The sequence below is a fragment of the Streptomyces ureilyticus genome (assembly GCF_011045025.1).
Classification (GTDB): Bacteria; Actinomycetota; Actinomycetes; order Streptomycetales; family Streptomycetaceae; genus Streptomyces; species Streptomyces ureilyticus.
This window is the reverse complement of sequence record NZ_JAAKZX010000026.1, coordinates 61,025-67,189: the sequence shown is the minus strand read 5'-3', so window position 1 is coordinate 67,189 and position 6,165 is coordinate 61,025. Positions and strand designations below refer to the sequence as shown.

7 protein-coding genes are annotated in these 6,165 nt (G+C 67.5%); 1 reads left to right on the top strand and 6 read right to left on the bottom strand.

Going from position 1 to position 6,165, the window contains the following annotated elements:
* The 4 genes from G6048_RS11485 to G6048_RS11470 all read right to left on the bottom strand — a co-directional run.
* A partial coding sequence (locus tag G6048_RS11485) for a MalY/PatB family protein (protein ID WP_165339384.1) occupies positions 1–1,189 on the bottom strand: 1,189 nt, incomplete at its 3' end.
* Complete coding sequence (locus tag G6048_RS11480) at positions 1,186–1,653, bottom strand: DinB family protein (protein ID WP_165339383.1); 468 nt, start codon at positions 1,651–1,653, stop codon at positions 1,186–1,188. The genes G6048_RS11485 and G6048_RS11480, both read right to left, overlap by 4 nt.
* 303 nt (positions 1,654–1,956) lie before the next feature.
* Entirely contained in the window at positions 1,957–2,403 is a 447-nt protein-coding gene (locus tag G6048_RS11475) for a hypothetical protein (RefSeq protein ID WP_165339382.1), read from the bottom strand.
* 231 nt (positions 2,404–2,634) lie between these two features.
* Positions 2,635–3,267, bottom strand: coding sequence for a GNAT family N-acetyltransferase (locus G6048_RS11470; protein ID WP_206341466.1), 633 nt, complete (start codon positions 3,265–3,267; stop codon positions 2,635–2,637).
* Between the two features lie 267 nt (positions 3,268–3,534).
* Here G6048_RS11470 and G6048_RS11465 point away from each other — a divergent pair, with 267 nt between their 5' ends.
* Positions 3,535–4,788 carry an ATP-binding protein gene (locus tag G6048_RS11465; protein WP_165339380.1) on the top strand — a complete coding sequence of 418 codons (1,254 nt, stop codon included), beginning with the start codon at positions 3,535–3,537 and terminating at the stop codon, positions 4,786–4,788.
* Between the two features lie 85 nt (positions 4,789–4,873).
* Here G6048_RS11465 and G6048_RS11460 read toward each other — a convergent pair whose 3' ends face one another.
* Positions 4,874–5,488: a dihydrofolate reductase family protein gene (locus tag G6048_RS11460; protein ID WP_165339391.1), complete on the bottom strand. Its 615-nt coding sequence runs from the start codon at positions 5,486–5,488 to the stop codon at positions 4,874–4,876.
* Positions 5,489–5,597: 109 nt separating this feature from the next.
* Positions 5,598–6,107: a DinB family protein gene (locus G6048_RS11455; RefSeq protein WP_165339379.1), complete on the bottom strand. Its 510-nt coding sequence runs from the start codon at positions 6,105–6,107 to the stop codon at positions 5,598–5,600.
* Positions 6,108–6,165: the final 58 nt, after the last annotated feature.

Sequence of the window (6,165 nt, the reverse complement as noted above, 5' to 3'; positions counted from 1 at the left end):
CCTCCCGCCCGCCCAGTGCGTCGACGACCCGGCCCAGGATCTCGTCGAGCACCTGCTGCGAGGTGGCGAAGTTCAGCCGCACGAACCCCTCGGTGTCCGGACCGAAGGGCGCGCCGCCGTCGAGGAGGACCCGGCCGTCCCTGAGCACCTTCTCCACCGGCGGTTCGCCCAGGCCGAGCAGCCGGGTGTCCAGCCAGGCCAGGTACGTGGCCTCGGGCAGGTGGTGGCGGATCAGCGGGAGCCGGTCGCGTACCACGTCGCGGACGCGCCGACGATTGCGGTCCAGCACGGTCAGGAGATCGCGCTGCCAGGCGTCGCCGTGCTCCCACGCGGCCAGGGTGGCGATGACACCGAGGGGTGAGACGGTGCCGTACAGGTCGGGCGGTTGTGCGTCCCGCAGCGCGAGGAGGCGGTCTGGGCCGTAGTGCGTGACGGCGCAGCGGATGGCCGCCAGGTTGAACGCCTTGGTCGCGGAGGTCAGGGTCACGGTGCGGCGCGCGGCGTCGTCGGACACGCTCGCGAAGGGGATGTGCCGATGGGCCGTGTAGGTCAGCTCGGCGTGGATCTCGTCGCTGATGACGAGCAGATCGTGTCGTCGCGCGATGGCCGCAATCTCGCCGAGTTCGTCGGGCGTCAGCACCCGGCCGGTGGGGTTGTGGGGGTTGACCAGGACGAGTGCCTTGCAGCCAGACCGCTTCACCGCGGTGTCCAGGGCGGCGAAGTCCATCCGCCAGCCGTCGTCGGTGTCCTTCATCGGGACGGGCACGATCCGCCGGCTCATCGTCCGCAACGTCGACAGGAACGGTGGGTAGTTGGGAATTTGCACCGCCACCGCGTCCCCGTCCGACGTCGCGAGGTAAAGGACGAGTTGCAGACACTGGATGAGGTCGGTCTGCTCGCGCACGCGGTGGGCCGACGCGGCCCATCCGTGGCGCTCGGCCATCCGCTTGGCGAAGGCAGAGCGCAGCGGACTGCCGTCCGGCCAGTCCGGGTAACCGAGATCATGGCGGTCGACGGCCTCGTGTAGCGCGGCCACCACCGGCGGCGGGGTGGGGAAGTCCATGTCGGCCACCCACGCCGGCAGGACGTCTCGCTCCGGACGGTGCCATTTCACGCTGCCGCGAACGCGCAGCCGGTCGAGGTCGAGGTCGTCGAAGCCGGGCATCCCCCGAGCCGGTGCGGGCCTCATGCCGGGACCCCCGCCCGCAGCAGATCGCGGGTGATCTGCACCTGCCCGTGATGCTGGGCCAGTTCCTCCAGTACGTGAAGCTGGACGCCCCGCACGCTCAGGGGACGGTCCGGCCCCTCGAAGTCGGCAGGGGGTGTGTTGCGCGGCGGTTGTGATGGCAGCGCCTCGCAGAGGTCTGCTTGCATGCGGGCGAAGAGCGCGTCGACCTGCGTCCGCAGACGCCGCACGTCCCCCTTCGCCGTGAACTCGGAGGGACGGTCGCGGTCGACGCGTCGCCCCGCGATCACGTGGCCCAGCCAGTAGTCGGCCACGGCAACGCAGTGGTACGCGATGGCGTACGGGGAGTTGGCGCCGGGCAGGTGCGGCGCGGTGTTGCCGAGGTCATCACCCAGTTCTTCTAGGGCGCTGAGCATGCCGTCGAAGGCGCGGCGAAGAAAGTACAGGTACTCGTCGTGCTCGTGCACTGTGCCTCCTGTCGGTCAGGAGTACCAGCATCGGTCGAGAGAAGACACCTGTCAAGGTGGTGTCTCATCGACTTGATCGATATGGCTTATGCGCAGCAGATAAAAGAAGTTAGAGTGCGGGTCGAGTTCATTGAGACCCGCCAATGTAACCATGTTGAGCAGTGTCTCCGAGTTGCGGTCTCCTCCGTCGGCGGCGACCCCGTTCCCGTCTCGCTGCCCGTGGGTGACACGAACGTGAACAAGCTCTGTGGTCGATGACCATGCTCATGAGCAGGCGCCTGGCCGGACGCCGCCCAGGCACCTTCAGCCGGCGGGCGCCGCGAGCGCGGTGAACACCCCGGGCCGCACCTGCCGAGCCCACCCCCGCTCCACCAGACGTTTCGCCTTCGACCGCAGCCCCTCGACCTTCGCCGGAACCGCCTCCAGCCCAAGAGCCACGGCCAGCTGCTGGCAGCGCACGCCCTCCCGGCCCGCTTCCGACTCCAGCACCGACACAATGCGCTCGTAGTCCGGCGCCAGCACCGACGCCTCCATGCCCTCGGCCCGGTGCGGCACCACCGATCCCGCCACCGCGCTCCGCGGTTCCGCGACCACGCAAGACGGCTCGGCCAGCACCTCAGTCACCGTCACACGGGCATCCACCAGCCGCTGAAGCGCAGCTTCCGCCTCGCCGAGCGCAGCCCGCAACCGCGCCACCTCCTCCCGGACCTTCTTCTCCCGAGCCTCCAGCAAACCGAGCACCGACGGCACCAGCCACCTCCACAAGCGACGCGAGCGGACAACCACGCCCATCTCTCCCGCCGCACAGCGGAGTTCATGCCCACCACAGCCGAACCAACCGATCACGTTCGGAAAGCGGATGGCTTCTTAGAGACTCAGGCCAAGGCCGACAGGCCCAGATCACCCCTCATGGTTCCGATGAGTCCTGTGTGGAAGTGGCGAAACAAGGTCAATGACACGTGCTCGTGCCCTCTGCCGGCGTTACGAGCCGCGGTGCTGCGTCGGCGATGTCGCTGCGCTCGACACCTGCTCGAGATCCAGCATCATGTCGAGCGACAGCGAACCGTCCGTTCCGGCGACGGAACCAACTGGCCGGAAGCCGTTCTTCTCGTAGTAGCGAATGGCGCGGGCGTTGTCGGCGAGGACGCCGCCCCACAGGATGATCCTCGTTCTGCCGAGCCGCCGCGCGACGTTCGCGATGAGCGGGAAGGCCAGTGTCCCCACCCCTTTCCCCTGGTAATCATCGGCCAGGGTGGGACCGAACCGGCAGTCGGTCGTCTCGGTGAGGCGGATGCCCGCTTCCAGATAGCGCGCGATGTCCGCAGGGGTGAGAGCAAGACTGAGTTCGAGGAGGCCGACGATCCTGCCGGACGGCACTTCCTCGAGTACCAGCCTGAGCTTGTCGTAACGCGCGATCGCGTCACACAACTCCTGGGCGGCCGCGAGGTCGTATCCGTCGAAGGTGCTCAGCCGCCTCGATTCGGGAGACAGGCCCTTGAGGAAACCGGCCAAGCGGTCGGTATCGGTGTGGGCGAGTGGGCGAAAGACGACTTCCGTCCCGTCACGCAGATCCAGGCGGCGCTTCAGGACAACCGGGTCCTCGGCGATCTCCATCAGCGTGAGCACCCCAGCAACCCCTCACCGCTCGACGTCGGTAAGAAGAACGTACCCGTGACCTGGTGGCGGGCACCGCGTGAGACGTGCCCCCTGCCCAGAAGTGGCTCACCGAGGAGCTTGATCGCTCAGGATCTGCAGCTTGGTCGGTCGATTGATCGAATGGGGCATCGTCCGTCCGAATGCCCATCACTCGTCCGGCTGGATGTCCATCAATAATCCGTCCAAGTGACCATTGATCTTGATGGTGGTGGCACTCTGGAGTGCATGGCAACTCGCAATGATCTGGTTCGGCGCCATGCCGAGAACCTCGTCGCGGAAGCGCTCGACGACACGCGCGTGGTGCTGGTCAACGGCGCTCGACAAGCGGGGAAGTCAACATTGACCCGCCTGACCGCCGCGCACCGCGACGACCCCGTGCTGCGTCTGCTCGACGACGCGGCGACCGTGCGCGCCGCTAAGGATGATCCCACCGGATTCGTCGAGCACGACTCGATGATGCTCATCGACGAAATCCAGCTAGCGCCGGAACTCCTCAGCGCGATCAAGGTGGCCGTCGACCTCGATCCCACACCGGGGCGCTTCCTGCTGACCGGATCCTCACGGATCCTTGCTATGCGGACGCTGCCGGACGCGCTGCCCGGCCGGATGGAAGTCATCGAACTCTGGCCGTTCTCGCAGGGGGAGCTCAGCGGTGGGCCGGACCGGTTCGTCGACGCGGCATTCACCCACGGCCCCGGCCTCAGTCGAACATCGCCTCTGCGTAAGCGCGACTATCTGGACCGTGCGGTCGTCGGCGGGTTCCCCGAGGCGGTCAAGCGCACCCCCCGCCGCCGGACCGCGTTCTTCAACGCCTATCTTTCGACACTGATCGAACGTGATGTCCTGGAACTCGCCAGCATCGAGCGGCACGGCGAGCTCCTGAAGCTCCTCGGTCTTCTTGCCGGGCGCACGGGCGGGCTGCTGGTTCCCGCAGCGCTCGCCGGCGCCTCCGGAATTCCCCGCACCACGCTGGTGCGCTATCTGGAACTGCTCGCTTCGGTCTTCCTGATCAAGACCATTCCCGCCTGGACTTCTGGGCTGACGGGAAGGGCTGTAGGTACGGGCAAACTCGCCTTCGTCGACACAGGGATCGCCTGCCATCTGACGGGCCAGGATGCCTCCCGGCTGGCCGAGCCCGACGGCGCCGCCGGTGCCATGCTGGAGAACCTCGTCGTAATGGAGCTCGCCCGCCAGCTGACCTGGTCCGAGCAGGAGGGCCGCCTCTTCCACTACCGGACCAAGGACAAGGTAGAGGTGGACGCGGTCATCGAGACGCCGCGAGGCGATGTGATCGGCGTCGAGGTCAAGGCAGGCGCCACCGTGCGCACCGAGGACCTTTCGGGGCTGCGACATCTCGCCAACCTGCTCGGAGACCGGTTTGTCGCCGGCTACGTCCTCTACACGGGACAGCAGACCCTGCCGTTCGGTGACCGGATCCGGGCTCTGCCCATGGACGCACTGTGGCAACTGAGCCCCTGACGGACCGCGCAGGGTGCACCAGCGATCCTGTACCCGTTGCAGGATCGACGCTGGATCGTCTCGCCCGAACTTCATTTGTGCTAGGTCACTTCGTGAACCGGTACTTGAGGTGGGTGGCGAGGGGCGTGTCGACCACCCTGATCGGCTCGAGGGTTCGCCGCTCGGCGCCCAGGCCCTCGAAGAGCCGCAGGCCCGCTCCGAGGAGTGCGGGCACCACGTGCAGTTGGAGCTCGTCGATGAGCCCCTCCTTGAGGTACTGCTGCACCGTGCTCGCGCCGCCCGCGATGTCGACGTTCCTGTCGCCGGCGGCGGCCTTCGCCTGGTCGAGGGCGCTGTGGATGCCGTCGGTGACGAAGGTGAAGGTGGTGCCGCCTTCCTTGACCAGGGTCGGCCGCGGGCGGTGGGTGAGAACGAAGACTGGGGCCCGGAAGGGCGGGTTGTCGCCCCAGAACTCCTCGCCTGTGTCGTACATCATCCGCCCCATGACCACGGCTCCGGTGGCGTCGAACCACTCGCGCATCAGCTCGGAGTCGCGGTTCTCCTCCCCGCCGTTCATGCCCTGGCGCTCCCGCCAGCTCGCCAGGTTGTGGATCCACTCGAAGAGCGGCTCGGCGCCGTCGCCTCCTGGGTTGTCGAGGGTGACGTTGGGGCCGGCGACGTAGCCGTCGAGGGAGATAGCCAGATCCGCGGTTACGGTCACGGTCACGATGGGGCGCTCCTGGAGTCCTGGGATGTGGTGCAGTCACTCTCGCGTCGATCGGGAACCGCCGCATTCGACATCCCCCGCGAGGTTGGTGGCTCCCGTGGATTCAGGCGCCCACCGTCCCGTCGACACCCTCACGCAGAAAGTCCGCGTGCCCGTTGTGGCGGCCGTACTCCAGGAGCACGTGCACCATCACCATCCGCAGCGATACGTCCTCGCCCCACCTCGGCTGATACCCGGCCTGGTCCAGGGACCCAGCCTCCCGCTCGATACGACGCGAGTTCTCCACCTCGGCCTCCCAGGCCCCGAATGCCTCGCCCCTCGTCGAAGCGCTCGCGTCGTACGCCGCCTGAAAGTCGACCTTGCCGGACCACACCATGGGCGCATCGTGGTCCTCGAACACCCGCCGGAACCAGGCCCGCTCCACCTCCGCCATGTGCCGCACCAGCCCGAGCAACGACAGCGTGGACGGCGGCATCGACTGCCGCCGCAACTCCTCGTCGGTCAGCCCCTCGCACTTCATGGCGAGGGTCGCGCGGTGGTAGTCGAGGAAGGCCCGCAGCATGTCGCGTTCGCTTCCAAGTTTGGGCGGTCCTATGCGGTTGTCGCTGGTCACTGACCGTGCTCCTCATCCGTGCCTGCACGAGGTAGATCCATTATCCCGGTGCGCGGAG